General features: G+C 51.9%; 20 protein-coding genes and 1 riboswitch. Of the genes, 3 read left to right on the top strand and 17 right to left on the bottom strand.

Annotation, left to right across the window (positions count from 1 at the left end):
* Window positions 1-12: 12 nt before the first annotated feature.
* Window positions 13-621, bottom strand: coding sequence for a hypothetical protein (locus tag AC4G46_RS26765; protein WP_491125379.1), 609 nt, complete (start codon window positions 619-621; stop codon window positions 13-15).
* Window positions 622-737: 116 nt separating this feature from the next.
* Window positions 738-1097, bottom strand: a complete 360-nt coding sequence (locus AC4G46_RS26770; protein ID WP_090720131.1) for a HesB/IscA family protein — start codon at window positions 1095-1097, stop codon at window positions 738-740.
* Window positions 1098-1397: 300 nt separating this feature from the next.
* Here AC4G46_RS26770 and mqnE point away from each other — a divergent pair, with 300 nt between their 5' ends.
* Together mqnE and AC4G46_RS26780 are read left to right on the top strand one after the other, a co-directional pair.
* Window positions 1398-2504: an aminofutalosine synthase MqnE gene (mqnE, locus tag AC4G46_RS26775; protein WP_491125380.1), complete on the top strand. Its 1107-nt coding sequence runs from the start codon at window positions 1398-1400 to the stop codon at window positions 2502-2504.
* A 72-nt stretch (window positions 2505-2576) separates the two neighbouring features.
* Window positions 2577-3638, top strand: a complete 1062-nt coding sequence (locus AC4G46_RS26780; RefSeq protein ID WP_491125381.1) for an NAD(P)/FAD-dependent oxidoreductase — start codon at window positions 2577-2579, stop codon at window positions 3636-3638.
* Between the two features lie 16 nt (window positions 3639-3654).
* Here the strand turns inward: AC4G46_RS26780 and AC4G46_RS26785 are convergent, their stop codons facing one another.
* Window positions 3655-3909, bottom strand: coding sequence for a YuzB family protein (locus AC4G46_RS26785; protein ID WP_068726503.1), 255 nt, complete (start codon window positions 3907-3909; stop codon window positions 3655-3657).
* 82 nt (window positions 3910-3991) lie between these two features.
* Between AC4G46_RS26785 and AC4G46_RS26790 the strand changes: the two genes are divergently transcribed.
* The gene (locus AC4G46_RS26790; protein WP_068726505.1) at window positions 3992-4240 is read left to right on the top strand and encodes a NifU family protein; all 249 of its coding nucleotides are present in this window, start codon (window positions 3992-3994) and stop codon (window positions 4238-4240) included.
* Between the two features lie 186 nt (window positions 4241-4426).
* Here the strand turns inward: AC4G46_RS26790 and AC4G46_RS26795 are convergent, their stop codons facing one another.
* The 14 genes from AC4G46_RS26795 to AC4G46_RS26860 all read right to left on the bottom strand — a co-directional run bounded on the left by AC4G46_RS26795 (window position 4427) and on the right by AC4G46_RS26860 (window position 19205).
* Window positions 4427-5305 (bottom strand): MetQ/NlpA family ABC transporter substrate-binding protein, encoded by an 879-nt coding sequence (locus AC4G46_RS26795; protein WP_491125382.1) that lies wholly within the window; start codon window positions 5303-5305, stop codon window positions 4427-4429.
* 54 nt (window positions 5306-5359) lie between these two features.
* Window positions 5360-6028 carry a methionine ABC transporter permease gene (locus tag AC4G46_RS26800; RefSeq protein WP_090720121.1) on the bottom strand — a complete coding sequence of 223 codons (669 nt, stop codon included), beginning with the start codon at window positions 6026-6028 and terminating at the stop codon, window positions 5360-5362.
* Complete coding sequence (locus tag AC4G46_RS26805) at window positions 6028-7044, bottom strand: methionine ABC transporter ATP-binding protein (protein ID WP_491125383.1); 1017 nt, start codon at window positions 7042-7044, stop codon at window positions 6028-6030. The genes AC4G46_RS26800 and AC4G46_RS26805 overlap by 1 nt, the downstream gene beginning before the upstream one ends.
* Window positions 7045-7141: 97 nt before the next feature.
* Window positions 7142-7282: riboswitch (SAM riboswitch) on the bottom strand.
* Window positions 7283-7376: 94 nt separating this feature from the next.
* Entirely contained in the window at window positions 7377-8123 is a 747-nt protein-coding gene (locus AC4G46_RS26810; protein ID WP_068726511.1) for a Cthe_2314 family HEPN domain-containing protein, read from the bottom strand.
* A gap of 60 nt (window positions 8124-8183) precedes the next feature.
* On the bottom strand, window positions 8184-9908 hold the full coding sequence (locus AC4G46_RS26815) for a UbiD family decarboxylase (protein WP_491125384.1): 1725 nt from the start codon (window positions 9906-9908) through the stop codon (window positions 8184-8186).
* Window positions 9909-9935: 27 nt separating this feature from the next.
* A complete protein-coding gene (locus AC4G46_RS26820) occupies window positions 9936-10862 on the bottom strand; it encodes a COX15/CtaA family protein (protein ID WP_491125385.1) in 927 nt (308 codons plus the stop codon).
* A 135-nt stretch (window positions 10863-10997) separates the two neighbouring features.
* On the bottom strand, window positions 10998-11342 hold the full coding sequence (locus AC4G46_RS26825) for a thioredoxin family protein (protein WP_491125386.1): 345 nt from the start codon (window positions 11340-11342) through the stop codon (window positions 10998-11000).
* Between the two features lie 111 nt (window positions 11343-11453).
* On the bottom strand, window positions 11454-13079 hold the full coding sequence (locus AC4G46_RS26830; RefSeq protein ID WP_491125387.1) for a putative polysaccharide biosynthesis protein: 1626 nt from the start codon (window positions 13077-13079) through the stop codon (window positions 11454-11456).
* Between the two features lie 21 nt (window positions 13080-13100).
* Window positions 13101-13583: a DUF456 domain-containing protein gene (locus AC4G46_RS26835; protein WP_491125388.1), complete on the bottom strand. Its 483-nt coding sequence runs from the start codon at window positions 13581-13583 to the stop codon at window positions 13101-13103.
* A gap of 953 nt (window positions 13584-14536) precedes the next feature.
* Window positions 14537-15307 (bottom strand): Cof-type HAD-IIB family hydrolase, encoded by a 771-nt coding sequence (locus tag AC4G46_RS26840; protein WP_491125389.1) that lies wholly within the window; start codon window positions 15305-15307, stop codon window positions 14537-14539.
* Window positions 15308-15362: 55 nt separating this feature from the next.
* Complete coding sequence (locus AC4G46_RS26845; RefSeq protein ID WP_491125390.1) at window positions 15363-17492, bottom strand: peptidoglycan D,D-transpeptidase FtsI family protein; 2130 nt, start codon at window positions 17490-17492, stop codon at window positions 15363-15365.
* A gap of 98 nt (window positions 17493-17590) precedes the next feature.
* Window positions 17591-18448 (bottom strand): transglutaminase domain-containing protein, encoded by an 858-nt coding sequence (locus AC4G46_RS26850; RefSeq protein ID WP_491125391.1) that lies wholly within the window; start codon window positions 18446-18448, stop codon window positions 17591-17593.
* Between the two features lie 134 nt (window positions 18449-18582).
* A complete protein-coding gene (locus AC4G46_RS26855) occupies window positions 18583-18747 on the bottom strand; it encodes a hypothetical protein (RefSeq protein WP_491125392.1) in 165 nt (54 codons plus the stop codon).
* 17 nt (window positions 18748-18764) lie between these two features.
* Window positions 18765-19205 (bottom strand): hypothetical protein, encoded by a 441-nt coding sequence (locus AC4G46_RS26860; protein WP_491125393.1) that lies wholly within the window; start codon window positions 19203-19205, stop codon window positions 18765-18767.
* Between the last annotated feature and the right edge of the window lie 245 nt (window positions 19206-19450).

Genomic DNA, 19450 nt, shown 5'->3' on the forward strand with positions numbered 1-19450 from the left:
CCGCAGCCTTGCTCACATCTTAAAAACAATCTCCTCACCAAGCTCCATTTTATCAAATCGGCCACTGCTCTCTTGAAACCTGAACTCCGTTCCGGAAGGGTCATCCGGCAGCGGTGGAGACACCACAAATCTGTAGGAGGCATGATCCGATCTGCTCCCGCCAGTCATCATCCGGCAGTCATACCCCTCCCCTATGGATAATTCGTAGCTGTAATGCTGTCTTATCTCAGGACGCTCGAATGGCTGCTCCGGAGCCTCCCAGTCTATATTAAGGATAATTACACTGGCATTACTGTATTGGTGAATGGAAGTCAGCGTGTAGAAGCGTTCTCCCTGCTCCACAGACTTCAGAAGGGGAATATGTTTTTTGAAATCAGCAGGCTTCACCATCGGCCGGAAATGCTCCTCGTTCATCATAGTGCTGAACATGGATCTCAGAAACTCCTCGTGAAGTCCAAAACGGCTTGACCACTCAGCAATCCTTTCAAGAGGCGGAAAACCTGGATTATTGTCCGAAGTTTCCTTCCGCTGCTGGATCAACGAACATATTTGCTCGTCCAGTTCAATAATCCGTTCATCGTAGTGCTCAGTCGGCCGTTCATAGGGCAACATTCTCATCATTATATCTCCTCCTTCAAATAAAAAACCTCCCGAAAGTGTATTCTGCAATGTACACATTCCAAGAGGTTCGGTTTTAGGTTATAGTGTGTTAAAGTTCCTTGACATCTTAACCCTGCTTAGCAAGGCTCAGCGCTCGGATTCCCCGCTTCTTCCTTCGTGCGGAACGACGATCCGCAGCCGCAGGTAACACTGGCGTTCGGATTGTGGATGGTGAACCCGCCTGTCATGCCGGATTCCTCGAAGTCGATCTCAAGGCCGTTCAGGTAACGGATATCGTCCTTGCTGACTACTACCTTGAGTCCTTCAACATCCATGTAGACATCCTGCTCGGTCTCGTTATCGTCAAAACCCATTGCGTAAGAAAATCCGCTGCAGCCGCCCGCTGTTACGCCAAGACGGAGGAACATATTGGGTACTTCCTGTTCAGCCAGCATCGTCTTCAGATGTCCGGCAGCTGTTTCGCTGATTGTAATCATGGCCTAGCCTCCTATAAGTTATATAATGTCATAAGCCTTCCGGCTAAAAGTTATACTCTATATAAAATTCAGTATACTCCACTCTGCCCCGCCGCTCAAGTCATAACTCCCTGCATCACCAGCAGCCTAGGCAGGAAATTGCTAACGCTCAACAGCGGTTGCTCACCTATGGAGAGAGGTTTATAATAGGTTAAGCGATGATCTGTAAAATTCGGAAATTTGTCACGGAGGCTGGTTGCCTCTTTATTTATGTTGCTGAACCGCCGGTTCAGGAAGTCTAACCTTCAGGAGGAACTATATATGTCTACCCTTATAACCCCAAACACCGATGCCAGAATGGCACATATTATTGAGAAGGTCCGCGGCGGAGAACGGTTAAATCTGGAAGATGGCGTTTATTTATATGAAAGCGATGATTTGCTTACGATCGGCCAGCTGGCTAATGAGGTTAATCTGCGCAAAAACGGAAAAAAGGTTTATTTTATCGAAAATATGAGCCTGTATTTCACCAATGTCTGCGAATCACGCTGTGCTTTCTGCAATTTCCGCAAAGATGACGGCGAAGAAGGGGCCTACACCCTGTCCGGTCCGGAAATGGTGCAATATGTCGAACAGCATATTCATCCGGGTGTACGCGAATTCCATATTGTCGGCGGTCATAATGATAAGGTGCCCTTCCAGTATTACGTTGATTCACTCAAGGCACTGAATGAACGTTTCCCTGAAGTCACACTCAAGGCTTATACGGCGGCGGAAATTGATTTCTTCACCCGCATCAGCGGACTCAGCATCCGCGAGGTGCTGGAACAGCTGCGCGCGGCAGGGCTGAAATCGCTGACCGGCGGGGGAGCAGAAATTCTGTCCGACCAGTACCGCAAAAAAATGCGGGTCGATAAAGCGAATGTCGAGGAGTATCTGGAGGTTCACCGGACCGCCCACAAAATGGGCATGAGAACACACACTACAATGCTGTACGGCTCGATTGAATCCCGGGAGGACCGCATCCGCCATATGCTGCAGATCCGTGAGCTGCAGGACGAAACGAACGGCTTCATGGTGTTCATTCCGCTGTCTATGCAGCCGAAGAACCGTAATGCCGGTATTATGCGCCGCAACTCTGCTTACGAGGATCTCAAGACCATTGCCGTCAGCCGGCTGATGCTCGATAATTTTGACCATATCAAGGCTTACTTCATTAATATAGGTGTGCAGCTGACCCAGGTTGCCATGAGCTTCGGCGCATCCGATGTGCACGGAACGATCCTGAAGGAGCGGATCAGCCACGCCGCCGGGGCGTTGACGCCGGAGGGTATGACCCGCGAAGAGCTGATCTGGCTGGTCAAAGGCGCAGGACGTATCCCGGTCGAGCGGGATACCTTCTACAACGAAATCAAAGTGTACGAATAGTTTAATAGATTAGTACTGCAGTGCCTGTTGCAATGCCATATTACAGCCATATGCGAAAGGAAGACTGGTCCCATGAGAACACTACTTGTCCTTGGCGGCGGCTACGGCGGCCTTGCCCTGATCCAGGAATTGCTCAACCACCATCTGCCCCACGATGTGGAGATTGTTTTGATTGACCGGATGCCTTATCAGGGAATCAAGACGGAATATTATGCGCTTGCCGCAGGTACTGTGAACGACTATCATCTGCGTATCCAATTCCCGGTTCATCCGCGCCTGACCGTTCGCTACGGGGAGGTCGGCTCGATTGATCTGGACAGCCGGCTGGTCTTCCTGGAATCAGGAGAGCCGGTTCCCTATGATATTCTGGCAATTGCCCTCGGGTGCACGGATAATTACCATGGTATCCAGGGAGCAGAGGAGTATACCTGCAGTATCCAGAGCTTCTCCGCCACCCGGGAAACGTACCGCCGCCTGAATGATATCAAGCCTTACGGATCAGTCAACATTGTAGGCGGAGGGCTGAGCGGGGTTGAAATCGCTGCAGAGCTGCGTGAGAGCCGTCCGGATCTGAACATCAGCATTCTGGACCGCGGGGAGCGCGTCCTGTCCGCTTTTCCGGCCAAGCTGTCCCGGTATGTAGAGGAATGGTTCAGCGAGCACCAGGTTAAGACGCTGGGGCGGATCTCGGTATCCCACGTCGAAAAGGATGCCGTCTTTAACGGCACCCAGGCTATTGCAGCGGATGTAACAGTATGGACTGCGGGTATCCAGCCGGTCAAGGCAGTGCAGCAGCTGGAGCTGCCTAAGGACCGCAGCGGCCGGCTCATTGTTGGCCCGCACTCTAACCTGGCCGACTATCCGGAGGTATACGTAATCGGTGACTGCGCCAGCCTCCCGTTTGCCCCCAGCGCACAGGCTGCAGGTGCACAGGGGGAGCAGGTGGCCTATGTGCTCCGTTCACTTTGGCGGGGAGATACTCCCAGACTTCATGCCATTAAGCTGAAGGGAACACTGGGCTCACTGGGTAAGAATGCCGGATTCGGCCTGATGGGCCGCCGCTCTGTAATGGGACGGGTTCCCCGCCTGCTCAAGAGCGGAGTGCTCTGGATGTCCAAGCGGCACTTCGGCTAAGCTGACTGCCAGGCGCTTAGTCGATTTCGAGGCTGTCCCAGGCCTCCTGCTCCTTGATGGCAGCCTCAATGGCCTGCTCCAGCTCCTCGGGAGAATCGGCTTCAATGATCTCGCCGTCAACCATAGCGAACGGTCTGAGATAGCATTCTCCGCAGTTATTCAGACAGCCGTATTCAACAACGTCATATTCGGGATTCTGTTCCAGCTTGTTCATTAGCGGTCCTGTCCCGTGCCCGATATTACTGGCACAAAATTCAATAATTGGCCTCATGTTGTTCTCCTTATTCTGTGCTAACCATTTTATTTTTTAACTTTTTGTACTATAATAAGTTTACGAAAGGAGTGATTGAGAAATGAGTGAGAATGCACAAAGCACCACGATGTATGATGAGGTTCTGGAAGTACTCGATAAACTTCGTCCGTTCCTGCAGCGCGATGGCGGCGACGTGGAATTGATCGACGTTGAAGACGGCATCGTCAAGCTGAAGCTTATGGGTGCCTGCGGCAGCTGCCCAAGCTCCACGATCACGCTGAAAGCCGGGATCGAACGCGCCCTGATTGAAGAAGTAGAAGGCGTGGAAGAAGTTATCCAAGTATTCTAATCCCGTTCTATACCGTCCCGTCTCCCTGACTCAGGGGGGCGGGATTTTTTCTATTATAGAGGATTTCATGCCTAGCTACAACCCGCGTACTCCTGGCAAAGTACAAAAAAGGCTGTCCCGCAGGGTCATCAGATGACCTGCCCGGAACAGCCTCTTGTTCAATCCATAGCCGCTTAAATCAGCCGCTTAAAATGCAGGGATAATCGCACCTTCGTATTTCTCTTCGATGAATGCCTTGGCTTCTGCAGAGTTCAGGGCTGCAGCCAGCTTCTGGATCGCATCGGAATCCTTGTTGTCAGGACGGGCAACCAGCAGGTTGGCATAAGGGGAATCAGCACCCTCGATGAACAGGGCATCCTTAGTTGGAACCAGGCCGGCATCAAGCGCAAAGTTAGTGTTGATCAGAGCCAGATCAACCTCGTCCAGCTGGCGCGGCAGCATAGCTGCATCCAGTTCGATGATTTCCAGGTTCTTAGGGTTTTCGGTGATGTCCGCTTTGGTGGAAGTGATGTTAGTGTCATCCTTCAGCGTGATCAGGCCGTTCTTGGCCAGCAGAATCAGAGCGCGTCCGCCGTTGGTTGCATCGTTAGGGATTGCCACTTTTGCACCATCAGCGAGTTCGTCTACCGATTTGATCTTCTTGGAGTACGCGCCAAACGGCTCAACGTGAACAGCAGTTACAGATACCAGGTCTGTTCCGTTCTTGCTGTTCTGGTCATCCAGGTATGGTTTGTGCTGGAAGAAGTTCGCATCAAGTGCTTTCTCAGCCAGCTGTGTGTTAGGCAGGATGTAGTCAGTGAATTCCTTAACCTCCAGCTTGATGCCTTGTGCCTCAAGCAGCGGAGCGATCGCGTTCAGAATTTCGGCATGCGGTACAGGAGAAGCACCCACAACAAGCGTTACCGGATCAGCAGCAGGCTCTGTAGTCGGCTCAGCGGAAGCATCAGCTGCCGGAGCGTTAGTTGCCGCAGAGTTCGCAGCGTTATTGGCAGTGTTGTTGTTGCCGCAAGCAGCCAGCACCATTACCAAGGTCACGCTGAATAGCGTCAGTAGTACTTTTTTCATCTGTAAATCCCCCTCTAAAATGTGTTTATGAATAAGGCTATATCTGGTAGTACCTTATTTCCGGGTAAAATATTGAACCAGCCTGTCGCCGGCCATCTGCAGCAGCTGAACTAGTATTACCATCAGCACTACAGAGATAATCATAACTTCTTTCTCATAACGGTAATAACCGTAACGGATAGCGAGGTCGCCAAGACCTCCGCCGCCGATCATCCCCGACATTGCTGTATAGGAGACGAGGGTTACAAGCGTAATCGTTACTCCGGCCAGCAGACCCGGACGGGCTTCCGGCAACAGCACCCGCATGACAATCTGGCCTGTTGATGCCCCCATACCCTGTGCTGCTTCAATTACCCCGCGGTCAACCTCCCGCAGCGATGTCTCCACCAGTCTGGCAAAAAACGGGGCGGCACCGATAACCAGCGCCGGAATCGTACCAAGTACGCCGATGGAGGTGCCCATAATGGTCTTGCTCAGCGGTATCAGGGCCACCATCAGAATCAGGAATGGGACGGAGCGCAGGATATTAACTACCAGCGATAATACCGAGTAAACTACTCTGATAATACTGTTATTTGATCTCCCCCATAAATATAACACAATTCCGAGTGGTAAACCAAGAATAATTGTGAAAATTCCGGAATAAGCCAACATTTTTAGTGTAGCACCCGATGCCTCCGCCATTTCCTGCCAGTTAATATCATTAAAATTGAGACCGCCCATTACGAAATCACCTCCACATCAAGTCCTTGCGCCGCCAGTTCAGTAAGCGTGGCGTTAATAGCGCCGGGCTCTCCCTCAAACCGGACAATCAGCTGGCCGTACGGCACATCTTTGATCGTCGAGATTGTCCCCTGGAGAATGGCAAAGCTGACGCCCGTACCGCGAACCACATCGGATAAGGTGGATTCGTATGTTTTTTGTCCCAGAAACGTAATCTTGACCGCTTGGGCATTGTCTCTGCTTCCCGCCTCCAGTGCTGCCCGCAACGGGCCGTCCTGCTGGGTTTCACTGCGGATAAAGTCCTTGGTTACCTCATGCTTGGGCTTCAGGAATACCTCAGCCACTTCCCCCTGCTCCACAATCCCGCCGTCGTGAATAACCGCCACCCGGTCGCAGATGCTCTGAATGACATGCATTTCGTGGGTAATCAGCACAATGGTCAGATGGAACTTCCGGTTAATATCGAGCAGCAGCCGCAGGATTGAATCGGTTGTCTGCGGGTCAAGCGCCGAGGTTGCTTCATCGCATAGCAGCACATCGGGGTCGCTGGCCAGTGCCCGGGCTACACCCACCCGCTGCTTTTGTCCGCCGGAGAGCTGGGCCGGATATTTGTTAGCGTGGTTCTCCAGGCCGACCAGCACCAGCAGCTCCTTAACCTTCTGATCAATCCCTGCCTTCGCAGTTCCGGCCAGCCGCAGCGGGAAGGCGATATTATCATACACAGTGGCGGAGGACAGCAGATTGAAGTGCTGAAAGATCATTCCGATTTTGCGCCGTTTCTCCTGCAGCTGCCCCTTGCTGAGTGCAGTCAATTCGACACCGTCCACCCAAACCTCGCCGGTTGTCGGGCGCTCCAGCAGGTTGATGCAGCGGATTAGCGTGCTTTTTCCGGCGCCGGAGTGTCCGATTACACCGAAGATTTCGCCCTTCTTAATGGACAGATTCAGGCCCGAGAGCGCTGTAGCAGCCTTGCTGCCCTTTCCGTACACCTTAGTCAACTCTTTCAGCTCTATCAATTTCCGTCGTTCCCCCTTTATTCTGATTCCAAAATCAAAAAAGCCTCTTTCGATCATTGCAGATCGTAAGAGGCTCTGTGCGTATATTTACAATGCCTTCTCATCTGCCAATGCCCAGAGCTTGCTGCATTGTAGGAATTAGCACCATGACATTTGCATGCAGCAAAGAATTAAATGCTGGACACAAATCGGTTGCCGGGCTTCATCGGGCCTATCCCTCCGCCGCTCTCGATAAGAAAAATATGAAACTAGTTGTCGCAGAATGTAAGAATATAATGCAAGCCTAAGTATAGTGAGTTTCCGCTTTTTTGTCAAAGGAAGATTTTGCCCTATTAACGCGACTCTGTCCCGGCGTTTTTTGAAGTCATAGCCTTGTTCTTATGCCACTGCTCATTGCTGTAGCGGAAGGCTGCGCATAAGGATTTGCAGACCATTTCCAGCCCCTGCTTCAAATCCTCCAGATGGCTGTCCAAATCCTCAAGCCTTATTTTGTCATGCAGCCCCTGGTGTCTCTGCCACAGGTCATCCTGCATTTCAGCATTCATGTAATGAATCTCGGCGTTGCGGCGCTTGCGCAGATTCTGCAGCGGTTCACGGTAAGAATCCTTGATACGCTCCAGCTCCTCGGACAGAGGAACATGCTCCTTCAGCAGCTGAAACTGCCGAAGCACCGTGAAATAGGAGAAATGGGCTTTGCTCTGGCTTGTATTCAAATTGTACAAGCTGTTCAGCACCGTTCCCAGCTTGTCGAGCAGCGAGAAGACGCGGATAAAGCCGTTTTTGTAAAAATAGACATAACGCGCGTAATCCCCCTGCTCCTGGGTGGACATATCATCCATATATCCAGCAACCACGAGTTTACGGTAAAAGCCGGCTGCGAAGCAGCTCTGCTCCAGCTCATCCAGCGATGAGATCAGACCGCGGGTCCAGATCTCCAGCTTGCGGAATTCATGGTCATGGTCTTCATGGGCATTCATTTCCTTGCGCAGCATGGACGCTACCTCTGCCATGTTGTCCATTGCTTCAGCCAGCACGCCGCTGTTGCGGCGCGGAGGCTCCCCCAGTAAGATCCGCAGCATGACTTGTCCCCCTTAACATAACGAAAATGTATAATTACAGTCTTAATGAAAGCCTGAACTTTACTGCTGAAAATAATGCTTCCAATTCCGGTCAACCAGATCCAGTGTGCTGCTGCAGGGTGTCTGCTCCTGTTCGTACCCCGGCTTCATGCGTGCATCGATTACGATAGGGAGCTTGTAACCGAGCTGATGCTGCCTGATTTCGGATTCGGCATAGATATCTTCGGCGGGATTAAACCGGGTAAATACCGTCCACAAAAAGGAGCTTTGGGTTCGTACTGCATCTGCGGCATGATCTGTAAGAATAACCAGCGGCCAGGCTGACTGCTGTCCGCGGAGCTGGGCGCCCAGGCGGACCGGCAGCTCAGGGTCTTCTTCATAGGATGCACCAGAAACGGCTAAGCATCCACCGCAATAAGGAATGACCTCGTTAATTCCTGGCAAAACGCCCTCTGAATAGGTACGCGGCAGCTCCCTTACAGCACGTCCAACACCCAGCAGCACTGCCTGGCTGTCAGAACCCGGCCTGCCTTCAGTATGCTCCTCGCCAAGCCGCGCCCCGCTGCCAAATACATACAGGTCAGTCGCCGGATTGAAGCGCTCCAGAACATTTTCCAGAATAGCGGGTAAATCAGAAAAAGCAGCCGGCTCGCTTGTAAGCAGCAGCAGTCTGCTGCCTGAGAGCTGGCGATCCCCTAATATGCGGAAGGCAGTACTCAGCGCCTCATGCGGGGAGCTGTCCTGTACGACCGCTGCGGCCAGTCCATTCGGGCCCGATTCGGAATAAGTCCAGAAGGCATTCACTGAAGGTATCGCAAGATGATGTACAGGAGAGAGGAGCTGCTGAAGATAATCGACCAGGTAGAAATTTTCTTCCTGCGGAGTAACGGCAATGGTCGCCGGATAGACGGCATCTTTGCGGTGCCAGATCCGTTGTACATGCATAACCGGTGCTTGCTCTGGTGCGGGCCTTGGCGGCACGAGCCCCCGCAGCGCAAATTCCGCTTCGGCCGGAATGGAGTGACCGCCCAGCGGGTCCTTGACCATCGGCAGCCGGCTGCCGAGCATCAGTGAAGCCAGCACCAGATCCGGCAGCCAGGCTGTGCGAGAGGCGCTGGCTGCCGCTATCAGTGCTGGCGGGCCTCCGATAAAAACAGAGACCGACAGCGCCTCTCCCTGAGCCTCAGCCTCCTGATGGTACAGCCCCGCCCCCTGGTGTTTATTCCAGTCTATCGCGACTGTACTGTGGTCGATGAACCGGAGCCGGTGCATTCCAAGGCTATGCTTCTGCGGAGCGTTCTGGCTTTCGGTATAGACAAGCGGAAGCGTGATATAAGGCCCGCCTGCTTCCTGCCAGCTTGTAACACGCGGCAGCTCGCTTAACGGATCACTGGTCCGGCAAACCCCAAGAACGGGAGCTTCACCCTGCGGTACATGCTTTATACCTGTCTTCAACAGACTGACAACCAGCTTCTTCTCCTTCCACATGTTGGGGAGCGAAGGCGGAAGCAGGGTTTCAGCTGCCCCGGCTACCGCTTTGAGCAGCTGCTCCGGTCTCTGGCCAAAAGCCCTGTCCACGCGCCGGGCCGTTCCGAACAGGTTGGTCGCAACAGGGAACGGGGTTCCTTTAACATTGGTGAACAGCAATGCCGGCCCTTCCTCCCGGACCACACGCCGGTGAATCTCCGGCAGCTCCAGATAAGGATCCACCTGAACATCTATAACGGCAAGCTCTTTATCCTTGCGCAGCTGCTCGATCCACTGGCGTATATTTCCGTATCCCACTATCTTGTACCTCCTAACACAAACAGATTACTTGTTATTCATGCTTAACTGCCATACGCGTACACTCATATAGCTCAGGATTCCGAATAATCCGGCAATCAGCACAATATGGGAAAGCGCGGCAAATATGTACAATTTATCGTTATAGAGCGTGTGAACCACAGCCGCACCGCTGAAAACCTGCAGCAGGCAAAGCGTAACCGCGGCTACACCCAGCATCCGCAGCTCCGGAAGCCTGGTATATCTCCAGAATGCCAGATGCCCCAATACAGCTGTCAAAAGAAACAATAGTGCCGCTGCAACCCTGTGCATAAACACAATGCCCACGCCGCCGCTGAGCTCAGGAATCCATTCGCCGTTGCAGAGCGGCCAGCCGGAGCAGCCCCCCTGTGAATCTGTATGGCTCACATAGGCGCCGATATAAACGACAATATACGAATATAACGCTGTAACCCAGGTTAAGTTGCGGAACCCCCGGCTCACTGATGCTCCGGCAGCATCCTGCTGACCGGCAGAATCATGCCATCTTTTCGTCCCAAGCGCCAGCATTAGCGAGCTTGCAAAAGCAATCAGCGAGAAGCCCATGTGCAGCGCCATTACCGCCGCAGACTGAGACCGGACGACCGCAAGCGCTCCCATTCCTCCCTGCACAATTACAAACAGAAGGGTTAACAGGCCATAGGTAAGCAGATCCTTCCGCTGACGCGCAAAACGCCAGAACGCAAACATCGAAGCAAGTGACAGCAGGCCGGCAAAACCGCTGAACAAACGGTGGGTATATTCAATCAGAGAACCGAGCGTATAAGCCGGGATCAGCTTGCCATGGCATAGCGGCCATTCGTTCCCGCATTCCAGCCCTGAGCCTGTTTTGGTCACCACAGCGCCGCCAAACAAGGCGAGAAACATCACGAGGCAGGTTATGTAGCTGAGCCATTTCAAATGAACTGTTGTCATCAGATCACCCGCATGTATAGGAATGAATGGAAGGATATTTATGATTACAGCTTGCCTTATGGATTATCTTGTTAAAAAAGCACCGCTTCTGCTCTGGCTGGGCGGAGGCGGTGCTTTGGTCAGTTGACTGTTACTTTACTTGTGAATACTCAGATATACCTCAAGCGCCCGGTTCAGGAAATTCTCAATCTCCTCGCGGGATTTGCGCAGCTTGTTGACGAAGCGTACAAGCTCCCGGCCGTCACTGTAAGCGACAAAGCTGGGAATGCCCAGAATGTTCTGTTCCTGGCTGACCTCGCCCACAGCATCAACATCGACTTCAACCAGTGTCAGGCGATCCGCATATTGGGTTTCTACCTCAGGCATAAACGGATCAATAAATTTACAGTCAGAGCACCAGTCTGCCTTAAATACGGCAACCGTCAAACGAGGCGATTGAATCGCAACCTGAAACTCCGCAGCGGAAGAAATTTTATCCATATTAGGGTCAATCCTTTCCAGGTTAAACTGTATCTTACTCTTCTCTAAGTGAAGCAAATTGTGCGCAGGAAGTCAATTAAAAAGGAACAAAATAAGACAAAAATCACAGCATCATTCGCTTGCACGCACCCTGGCAGGCTGAAGTCTCATTAACGGGTTCAATACCTTCTGGAGAACACGCGGATAACCGGCAATCTCCTGACGGCCAAGCACGCCAAGTACAATCAGCAGCACAAGATAGATGATAACAACCGCAGCTCCCACTACCAGACAGGTAATGAGATAAGCAACCCGGTCCGGCATCAGACGGGTCAGCATAATTCCCGCTTCGTTCAGGCCATAGCCGATTCCGCCGGAAGCCAGCACGGCAACTGCGAAGCCGCCCCAGCGTTTGCCCATAATAGTAAAGGATACGATCCTTTTAAGCATACGCAGATTAAGCAGGGTAATGACAATAAAGCAGAGCGCCGTTGCCCCTATAATTCCGTAAATACCGAACACCTTGCTTAGCAGGAAGCTTGCCGCCAGCTTAACCAGAATCCCGGCCAGCACATAATACATCGAAATCCGTGATTTCCCCATCCCAAGCAGAATGGAGTTCGTCGTCATCATGGTAATCTGGAAAATCGTTCCTGCCGTCAACATGGCAACGATTCCGCTGCCGTCCAGACTGCTGAACAGCAGACCGTTAATGGAATAGGCAGCGACTACCAGCGAGACTACAATCGGAGTCCCCGTAAGAATGGATATCCGCATGGCCAGTGTGACCTGGCGTTGTAGATGCTGCTCGTCCTTCCGGGCATAAGCGGCCGAAATGATCGGGATAAGTGAAGTACTCAGCGCAATAGCCAGCACCGGAGGAATTCCGGCAACACTGATTGCGCGGTTTCCATAGATCCCCAGTGCACGTATTGCCTCTTCTAAGCCGGTCTGACCACTAAGTAGCGGTACAATGAACGTTGTGTCGATAAAGCTTACCACTGGTACAGTTACAGAAGATAATACAATCGGGATGGACAATTTAAAAATATCCTTATAAATACCGAGCAGCGGAAGTCTGGCTGCACTTGAATCATACAATGCCACCTTTTCTTCAGTGCGGCGCATTTTTATTGCATAATAGAGCATAATTCCAAATGCGCCGACACTGCCAAGCACACTGCCGAACGAAGCGCCGGCTGCTATCCATGTATTATCATATCCCTGCTTCAGCAGAATATATGCCAGCAGGATCGCGGTGGATACCCGGGCAATCTGCTCGACGATCTGCGAAATCCCGCCGGCCATCATATTGTTCCGCCCCTGGAAATACCCGCGCATCATAGCGATGGTTGGGAACAGCAGGAGCGCCGGAGCAATGGCCCGGATTGCCAGTGTACTCTCCGGAACCTTGGCATAGTCAGCGTAATAAGGGGCTCCTATGTACAGGATTGCACTCATCAGCACACCTACGACAGCAGCAAAGATCAGCGCTGCCCGGTACACCTGCTGGGCTTCATGCGGCCGGTTAAGGGCATAGCGCTCGGATACCATCTTGCTTAACGTACTCGGAATCCCGGCGGTAGCCAGCGGTAGTAGCAGCAGGTACACTTGGTTGGCCTGTGCGAATATAGCATTTCCGGTAACATTCAATAAATGCTCCAGCGGCACCCGCTGGGCAAGCCCGAGGACTCGGGCTATAAGCGCGGCTGCCGCCAGAATAAGCGTGCCTTTGACAAAAGACTCTTTCTTCGACAAACTGTTTCGCCTTCTTCGCTGTTAATTTACGCTGATCCAGATAAAGAAGAGGATCACCATCATAATTTGCAGAATTACTTTGACTACGGTACTGCTGAACAAGCCGAGCAGGGAGCCGAAGCTGACCTTGACCGCTTTACCCGGCTGGGAGCCGGCGATCAGCTCACCGATGAATGCACCGATAAAGGGTCCGAGGATTAGGCCAATAGGATTAATAAATGGACCAACAATTAAACCAATTGTACTGCCGACTACCGAGGCTCTTGACCCTCCAAACTTCTTAACACCCCATGCCCCAACCACATAATCAGCAACGAACAGCACAACCACGATTAGGGTCTGGATAGTCCAGAACCAAGCACCGAACGATCCGAACGAAAAGAACCAGCCGTATACAAAAAACGCCAGATAAATCGCCAGCGCGCCAGGCAGGATGGGATACACCGCCCCCGCCAGCCCTACCGCAAACAAAGCAATGATCAGAATCCAACCCAGGATTGCCATTCCTTCATCCCCTAAAGTTTGATAGCATCCGCTTCTCCGAAATCCTCCGCAAACTTCCTTCGAAGCGTACTCTTCGTTTTGATAGCGTATACTTCTGTGAAACACACTTCGCAAAACAGCCTCGGAAGCATACGCTTTGTTTGATAGCATCCGCTTCTCCGGATTCCTCCGCATACTTCCTTCGAAGCGTACTCTTCATTTTGATAGCGTATACTTCTGTGAAACACACTTCGCAAACAGCCTCGGAAGCATACGCTTTGTTTGATAGCATCCGCTTCTCCGAAATCCTCCGCAAACTTCTCGAAGCGTACTCTTCGTTTTGATAGCAAAGTTTCTTGTTACTGCTCGGTAATGCCCATGATACTCTTAGCTAACTCAAACCAGGAGCACTTACTCAGGCATAGTACATCTGCGGTAACAACTTACTCGAACACGTGAATGCACTAATAATCAGCCTGTTTGCTGCCATTCTTCAAAGCGCCTCCCCAGCCACGTCTGATACTCTTCGGCCGGTACTTAGTCGCAGACACTTAGTTGCACTTTATACAACTAAAACAACTGTTTTTCACCACATCGCCCGTTTTAGCTGCACTTTGTACAACTATACAGCCATATAAAGCGGATTTCGAGCCATTTGGGCAGATTTAGCTGTACAAAGTACACTTATTTGTCGCGTAGGCAAATTTTCGCCAAATTTAAGTGCACATTCCGCAACTATTTCACAAACGGATTGTACTTTGTGCAATAGAAACCTGTACTTAACCGCTAAAAAGTACAATCTGTTGCATTTCGTACAACAGATTGTTAAAATCCAGGGCAAAAACGCCCGCATTCTGAAAATCTGCTGTACAAAGTACAACGGATTTTTTTTCCAGACTGCTTTGACGTTATTCTGTTGCAGAAAGTGCAACAGCTTGCGCTCTCCTATATCCGCCGGGAGCCAAGCTCCGCAATTAGCGGTCAGTGCCCTGCGTCACCTCCGCCTCGCTTAATATATATTTCTCAATCACCTCAGCGATGCCGTCCTCGTTATTTGAGGCAACGACCGCATCCGCTTCCTGCTGCACTGTCTCCTGGGCATTGCCCATCGCCACGCCCAGACCGGCGGCCTGGATGGCTGCCAGGTCATTCAAGCTGTCTCCTACAGCCACTACCTGGGACATCTCGATACCCAGCAGCTTGCAGACCTCGCCGATTCCGTAAGCCTTGTTCACGCCGAGCGGGTTAATCTCCAGGTTAGTCGGGGTCGAGTTGGTAATCTCCAGGCCGCCCAAATCCTGAAGCTGCATCAGCAGCTTATGGCGGATCTCGTCGTCCTCTGTGGAGTAGCCGAATTTAAGCCACTCCCTGCCCATAATGTCCCCGTCCCAGTTATTGCGGTTGTAAACCTGCTCTGTGGAATAAGCCCAGAACCAAATGCCGTATTCTTCGGCAATCTCGTACAGCTGCTGAATCAGCGCCGGGTCCATCAGCGAGCGGCGGTACAGCTCATACGGTTCGCGCCAGAGCTCACTGCCGTTCACAGTAATCATCGGTGTCTTGAGTCCAAGCTGCTCTGCGTAAGGCATAGCACTCCGTAACGCCCGTCCTGTGGACAGGCAGACGTGAACGCCGGCATCAACCGCCTTTTGAATCCATTCTACAGTCTTGGGGGTAATCTGTTGTTCATCATTCAGCAGGGTTCCATCCATATCCAGTGCAAGCAGGCGGTATTTGGCAGTCATTGCCACCCCTCCATTTCTTGTATGCCCCTCAACATAAGGGGCTGATTAATATTGCCTAGTTCGTTGAATTTGACGCATTTGTATCAGCTGCAGCATCCGTTCCATCGGTTGCAGCTGCATCACTGTTTGCAGCTTTCAGTGTCTTTTTCGGAATGCCGTCAAGGCCGTATTCCCAGTCATAAGCATCAAAAATCTTGCGTGCTACCGGTGCAGCACTGTTGGAGCCGAATCCGCCCTCAGGGATAACTACAGCAACAGCCAGCTTAGGATTTTCGCGCGGGGCAAAGGCAATAAACACCCCGTTGTCGCGGTTCGTATTCGTTCTGTCTGTCTGCTGCGAGGTTCCTGTCTTGCGGGCAAAATCGTAAGGGAAATCGGAGAACGCTGAAACCTCACTGTTCATCCCCTTTTTAATTTCCCTCCAGAAGGACTGGTCAAAGGTTGTAACCTCATCTAATACTTCACGGTGGAATTCCTTAACGGTATTCCCTTCAGAATCGGTGATCTTGCTGACCAGCTGCGGCTTGATCCGCACGCCTTCATTCGCAAGCGTAGAAGCGTATTGGGCAAGCTGAAGCACAGTATACCGTCCCTGCTGCCCGAAGGAAGCATAGACCAGGGCAGCCTGCGCACTTCCCGCCGCCTCAGTATCGGTATAGTTGATCTGTCCCAGGAACTCCCGCGGCAATCCGCTCTGTGTCGAAACGCCCAAACCGAATTCCTTCATATACTTATCCCATACATCGATCCCGCCGCTCTGATACTTTTCCCACAGCTTCTTGCCGACCATATCGACCATAAAGGCATTAGACGATTTCTCAATCGCTCTGGCCGGGTCCATAGTACCATATACGTGACCGGAAGCGTTACGTACGGAGGCATTGTCATTTTTACCGAAGTAGGCAATCCCTCTGTCCTGATAAATGGTAGAAGTCGTAAAAAAGCCTTCATTCAGTCCAATGAGTACACTCAGCGGTTTGATGGTGGAGCCCAGCAGCACCGTAGAACCGAACTCATGGCCTGACATGCCCGAGGAGTATGGTGTAATGGTCCCGTTCTGATAGTTACCCATAATATCATTCCACACATCGGTATCCATTTTCTCGGCCGTCCATACATTCGTATCATAGTCCGGCATGCTCGCCATCGCAACGATATTTCCGGTATCGACCTCCATCGCCACCGCGTAACCAGTCAGTGCATCGGGATGCGTCTTGCCTTGAACGGAATGCGTATGCAGCCAGCTGATCTGGTCGGTAATCGCCTGCTCCGTCTTCATTTGAATCGATTTATTGATGGTTGTCCAGACGTCATTGCCTTTGACGGGAGGCACAACCTCTTCAACCTTTTCAGCCATATTCTGCGGATTGACCGAGATGACCTGATACCCGTTTTTACCGCGCAGTTCGCGCTGATACTGCAGCTCAAGCCCGTCAAATCCGACAAATTCATCGTCTTTATAGCTCAGGCCGGGATCAGCATCTATTTTTTTCATCGCGGCCTGAATATTTTTGTAAATATCCAGACTGCTGGAGGATTTGAACGGCTTGATGTAACCGATCGTCTGCACGGCTACTGTGTCTTTGTCATAATGTCTGCTGCTCTCCTCGACAATTTCCAGACCCGGATATTCATTCTTGTGCTCCATAAAGTAGGCCACTTCCTGTGAAGTCAGCCCTGCCTTGATTCTGCGGGCCATGAAACCGGAGTATTTCTTGAAATATAAGTCCAGTGAGGCGATGACATCCTCTTGGGTCAGCTGCGGACCAGCGGGGTCACCATATTTATTGAAATCCTCAACCAGCCGCGCCGCAAGCTCTTCGCCTTTGGCCTGGGCTTCCGGGGTCAGCGTGGTTTTACCAGTCACTTTATCCGTGGTTTTGGCAGTGTATTCCTTAGTCAGCGTAATGTATAGTGACTGTACAGACGTTGAATAAGCAAGCTCCTCGCCCCCGGCTGCCCGGATTACACCGCGGATCGCCGCCAGCGGCACATTTTTGGTATCTCGGCTGGTCTCCACTTCAGTCAGGGTAGGCCCTTCAACAAACTGTAAAACGGCAAGACGGATGATAATGACACAGAAAATAACGAACGTGCTGAAAAAGAACACGTTAATCCGCAGGCCGAGCGAGCTCTTCGCTGTATTTTCATCCGGCGGGGAGGCCTGCTTACGGAAAAAACTCACAGTTTTTCACTCCTTTGCATCTTAAATAAACCTTGCACTACAGCACAACAATACTTCCCCCGAATTGTACCATATAACAAGGTCTGACTTCCTCTTTGTCACAATACATCCTCTTTAATATGCGTTTCTCCGAAATCGCTGGTGTTGAACCAGTCTCCGCTTGAGGCCCAGGTGGAGTCGAGCGGAATCCATGCATCCCTGGCGGGTATATAGACCTCATTCCAGGCATGGGCTCCGTACCCTCCTTGTCCGTCATAGCCCCGGCCTGTAACTACACGCACCTGAAGTCCCTGGGAACGGCCCATAACGGCATACAGGCGGGCGTAATCAATACAGACGCCGAGCCGGGTACCGAATGTGTCCCGGGGCGTCTGCTCGTGCCAGATCCCGTTCTGCTCATAATTATCCGCCTTGGCATAATCATAGTCGATCCGCGAGCCAATCCAGTCGTACAGCAGCCTGGCCTTTTCCTCGGGATCAGAGGCTTGTCCGGCTATATCTGCTGCGGCTTCTTCGATGTCCGGCGAGATGTCATGATCAATCACCTCATATTTGCGGCGGAGGATATCATTCATTTCGGCGGCTACCGCCTTGGTTAGTACAGGCAGTCTGCTCCGCACGTTCTCACCGGCAATCGGTTCAAATACCGCAGCCGCGCTCTGGCTGTAAATAGGAGAGGACTCCACATAACGGCTAAAGCTGCTGTCCGGGTTCAGCCCGACTCCCAGATAAAGGGCAAAGACCAGCAGCAGACCGCGCACCAGACCTACGGCAAAACCGACAGCCGCGCCGCTAAGCCTGCTGACCTGGGTAATCTTCCGGTCACGCGGCCGCTCCTTCCGCCCTGGAAGACGGAAGGGCAGAAACAGGAACAGCAGACCAAGCAGCGGGCGGATCAGGCTGTAGCCTATCAGCAGAAGCAGAAAAAAGCGCACCAGCGGTGAACCCTCCAGCACCGAGACAGCAGTATAATACAGCTGCTGCCACCCGCTGAGCCTGCTGTCCGGCAGTACGACCGATGCAGCCCATACCTGGACTGCGGGAGAAAAATACAGCGCTGCCGGAACGGCGATGACAAGCGCTGCCGCAGTCAGCAGCCCCGTACCCAGCAGGCCGAACAGCCCGCCCGCCGCCCGCCCGCCGCCCGGCTAAAGCCGCGGACCCAGCCCTGAAGGACGGAGAAAAGCACAACCAGCAGCAGCAGGATCGAGATCAGGTTCGCTTCTGTTAAGCTTGCTATCCAGCTGTCGAGCATTTCCATCCCCCTCTATGCTAATTTCCGTTCTTCCGCGCTTCATCAATAAAGGTCTTGGTCGTATCCGTAATGCTCCACTTCCCAAGACTGACACCTCTGAAAGTGACTTCAACCTTATCCTCACCAGCCGTGCCCTTCACCTCAAGATTTGGCGTTGTAATCGTGAAGGTGCCGTCCCCGCCCGAGGTATACTTCGCCTCCTTGGCTTCGCTCAGCATCACTTCCTGCGCTTCGCTCTTCAGTGTGCTTACCGTGCTGTCAGCCACCTTGTTTACGGCATCACCGATTTGCTCCATCGTAACCCCGCTGTAAATGAACAGGCCGGCGACAATAACGATGACGATTGCCCATTTCAGCATCGTTTTGACCAGATTAATTACGGCAAACAGAATAACAAGTGCTATAACAATAACCAGCCAATTCTCTCTGATAAATTGTGACCATACTGCCGGATCCATCAATTTCACAACACCCCTATCAAAAATTTCATATTCATTATTATACATGAATACCCCATATAATTCATGATTGCCTGACGGCATGCAGGTTAGACGAATAAAATGGTATAAGCCCCCTGTTGCACACGTAAAGTACAAGTAGGCTATACTGCAAGCTGCCGCCTGCTGTCGTCCGATTTCCGCTGTTAAAAAGAAAACCGGCATGGCCTTCCGGGCTTATGACCGGCCCTACCGGAGGTGTAGAC

The organism is Paenibacillus sp. fava2 (assembly GCF_058313675.1).

What these genes read in the sequence shown, in the direction of transcription:
- AC4G46_RS26785 (WP_068726503.1), bottom strand. Translation starts at nt 3,909, where the DNA reads ATGAGGCCAATTATTGAATTTTGTGCCAGTAATATCGGGCACGGGACA.
- AC4G46_RS26860 (WP_491125393.1), bottom strand. Translation starts at nt 19,205, where the DNA reads ATGGATCCGGCAGTATGGTCACAATTTATCAGAGAGAATTGGCTGGTT.
- AC4G46_RS26820 (WP_491125385.1), bottom strand. Translation starts at nt 10,862, where the DNA reads ATGACAACAGTTCATTTGAAATGGCTCAGCTACATAACCTGCCTCGTG.
- AC4G46_RS26795 (WP_491125382.1), bottom strand. Translation starts at nt 5,305, where the DNA reads ATGAAAAAAGTACTACTGACGCTATTCAGCGTGACCTTGGTAATGGTG.
- mqnE (WP_491125380.1), top strand. Translation starts at nt 1,398, where the DNA reads ATGTCTACCCTTATAACCCCAAACACCGATGCCAGAATGGCACATATT.
- AC4G46_RS26825 (WP_491125386.1), bottom strand. Translation starts at nt 11,342, where the DNA reads ATGGATAAAATTTCTTCCGCTGCGGAGTTTCAGGTTGCGATTCAATCG.
- AC4G46_RS26840 (WP_491125389.1), bottom strand. Translation starts at nt 15,307, where the DNA reads ATGACTGCCAAATACCGCCTGCTTGCACTGGATATGGATGGAACCCTG.
- AC4G46_RS26835 (WP_491125388.1), bottom strand. Translation starts at nt 13,583, where the DNA reads ATGGCAATCCTGGGTTGGATTCTGATCATTGCTTTGTTTGCGGTAGGG.
- AC4G46_RS26765 (WP_491125379.1), bottom strand. Translation starts at nt 621, where the DNA reads ATGATGAGAATGTTGCCCTATGAACGGCCGACTGAGCACTACGATGAA.
- AC4G46_RS26780 (WP_491125381.1), top strand. Translation starts at nt 2,577, where the DNA reads ATGAGAACACTACTTGTCCTTGGCGGCGGCTACGGCGGCCTTGCCCTG.
- AC4G46_RS26790 (WP_068726505.1), top strand. Translation starts at nt 3,992, where the DNA reads ATGAGTGAGAATGCACAAAGCACCACGATGTATGATGAGGTTCTGGAA.
- AC4G46_RS26810 (WP_068726511.1), bottom strand. Translation starts at nt 8,123, where the DNA reads ATGCTGCGGATCTTACTGGGGGAGCCTCCGCGCCGCAACAGCGGCGTG.
- AC4G46_RS26855 (WP_491125392.1), bottom strand. Translation starts at nt 18,747, where the DNA reads ATGCTCGACAGCTGGATAGCAAGCTTAACAGAAGCGAACCTGATCTCG.
- AC4G46_RS26800 (WP_090720121.1), bottom strand. Translation starts at nt 6,028, where the DNA reads ATGGGCGGTCTCAATTTTAATGATATTAACTGGCAGGAAATGGCGGAG.
- AC4G46_RS26770 (WP_090720131.1), bottom strand. Translation starts at nt 1,097, where the DNA reads ATGATTACAATCAGCGAAACAGCTGCCGGACATCTGAAGACGATGCTG.